This is a genomic window from Aestuariivirga sp., from assembly GCF_037139295.1.
Taxonomy (GTDB): domain Bacteria; phylum Pseudomonadota; class Alphaproteobacteria; order Rhizobiales; family Aestuariivirgaceae; genus Aestuariivirga.
Genome location: NZ_JBAXGR010000266.1, coordinates 1 through 2,059, shown reverse-complemented (window position 1 = coordinate 2,059; position 2,059 = coordinate 1). Strand labels below are relative to the sequence as shown.

General features: G+C 54.3%; 4 protein-coding genes. All 4 read left to right on the top strand.

Translation table 11 applies throughout. The features are described 5' to 3' along the window. Positions 1–107: 107 nt before the first annotated feature. Positions 108–869 (top strand): flagellar biosynthetic protein FliR, encoded by a 762-nt coding sequence (locus WCJ41_RS21750; protein ID WP_336907927.1) that lies wholly within the window; start codon positions 108–110, stop codon positions 867–869. Then, entirely contained in the window at positions 866–1,267 is a 402-nt protein-coding gene (locus tag WCJ41_RS21745; protein WP_336907926.1) for a hypothetical protein, read from the top strand. The genes WCJ41_RS21750 and WCJ41_RS21745 overlap by 4 nt, the downstream gene beginning before the upstream one ends. Before the next feature lie 21 nt (positions 1,268–1,288). Continuing rightward, the gene (locus tag WCJ41_RS21740) at positions 1,289–1,798 is read left to right on the top strand and encodes a rod-binding protein (protein ID WP_336907925.1); all 510 of its coding nucleotides are present in this window, start codon (positions 1,289–1,291) and stop codon (positions 1,796–1,798) included. A 27-nt stretch (positions 1,799–1,825) separates the two neighbouring features. After that, positions 1,826–2,059 (top strand): hypothetical protein (locus tag WCJ41_RS21735; protein ID WP_336907924.1); only part of this gene is annotated, 234 nt, incomplete at its 3' end.

The window sequence follows — 2,059 nt, the reverse complement described above, 5'->3', positions numbered from 1 at the left end:
CGGCCTTACGTCCGCATGATCGTTGACAGGCTTTTTCCGGCACTTCCTGTTCTTTCTCATATCGAAATTTCCCGGGGTGTGTCGGTGGAAGTTATCGCGTCAATGTCATGACCGGTGCACTGGAAGCACAGATTCTGGCTCTTTTTCTGCTTTTCTGCCGTATCGGCGGCTGTCTATTGTTGGCCCCCGGCCTGTCCAGCCCCCGCGTTCCGGTACATGTGCGCCTGTTTGTGGCTGTTGCCATTACGGCAGGTCTCTCACTTCTCCTGATGACTGAGATGTTGCAGCGTCTTTCAGTCGTGCAGAAGGATGAACAGGTCTTTCTCATCGTCAAGGAAACATCAGTCGGACTCGTGATCGGACTATTGTCCCGCTGCTTTTTTCTGGCGCTACAGTTCGCAGCAACAGCCATCTCAAACTTTATCGGCTTGTCCGGAATTCCCGGCATACCTCTTGAAGAAGGCGACACCGGATCACCCCTGGCGACGTTAGTGTCATCAGCTGCGATCACGATCATTTTTGTGATGGGATTGCATATGGAACTATTGCGCGCGCTGATTGATTCTTATGGCGTGGTGCCCTTGGGTGTGACCATCTCTCCGGAATGGTTTCTCTCCAATCTACTGCATGCACTTGGCGAGACTTGGCTTCTGGCGCTTCGCCTATCTGGTCCGTTTCTGGTCTATGGTGTGATTGTGAATTTCGCACTTGGACTTGGAAATCGCTTCGCCCAACAAATCTCAGTGTATCACGCCACGAGCGGTGCGGTCATGCTTGGTGGGTTTCTGCTCTTCTACTTGGTGTGGGTTGATTGGATGGCGGTTTTCACAAGTGATTATCGCACATGGCTTCTGAGGGGTGGATTTTGAAGGACGAAACTGCACGCCTCGTGAGGCTTTGCTCGACACAGATGGAACGAGCACGCCTTCTTGAGGCTCGTGTCATTTCAGCCCGACAGCAGATGGATGAACTCGAACAGACAATAGGTGGCACAGTCGCAGCGCTTGATCGCGCGGGTGGAGCTGGACTGATGTTTTACGCCGCTGCCATGCGGAGGCTGGCTGATCTAAATCGTACCAGGGAGTTGCGTAAAAAGGCTCTCGACGACTTGACCCGTAAACTGGTGAAAGCAAAAATCAGCCAAGATGTGCTGGAGCGACGCGTGGGCGCCGTGAGATTAGTCGAAGAGCGCAAACTTCTGGAGGATGAAACGAGAGAGAGTGCATTGCTCCTTAAAGCTTCAGGCAAGCATATTGTGATGAAGTAACTGGACTTCAGGAGCCAAAAAATGGCGGTTAGTTTACCCTCAGACCTTGTTTTCGATGTGATGAGGAATGCCGATCCAGTGCGGCACAGCGTGGCCTTAGCCAAGCTGCGGTCCGCCGGGCATGATTCGGGTGCTGCATTCGCCAGCGCAGTGAAGAATGCCGAGGAGCGGTCAGGACTACTGGGAGTTTCGGGTGATTTGGGCACCGGTGTGGGTTTGCTGGCGCCCCATCCCAACGCCATTCACGACGCTGTTGACAATTCCACGGCCTATCAGGGATTCGAACGCATGGTGCTGCGCAACCTCTTCGAGACCCTACTTCCGGATGAGCAATCCGGTGCTTTTGGGGAGGGACCGTCGGCAGGCATTTGGCGGTCGATGGCCGCAGATCAGTTCGCTGGAATCTACGCGGAGAATGGCGGTATCGGATTGGCCGCGATGTTGACTTCCGGTGGTGGGGAGAAAGGACCTCGCCGCGAAATTCAGTGGCCGTATTTCAGTATGGCTGAGATCGGTACGGTGAGGGGTTAAGAGATGAGTTTGGCGCCTGCCAGTGGAATGTCTTCCGTCGTTCCCGCGCTCGTAAAACTCATCGAGGCTGTCGAGGAGGAGAACGGGGCGCTTCAGCATCTTCATCTCATCTCCCATGTTGGGTTCACGGATCGCAAGAACCAGGCGTTGCGGGAGTTGATGGCCGCTCAGCGGAGGGAGGCGTTTGCATCTACGGCAGTTGAACTTCACCCCATGTTGCAACGACTCTCGGAGGTCTTGAAGAGGAATTCAACTCTTTTG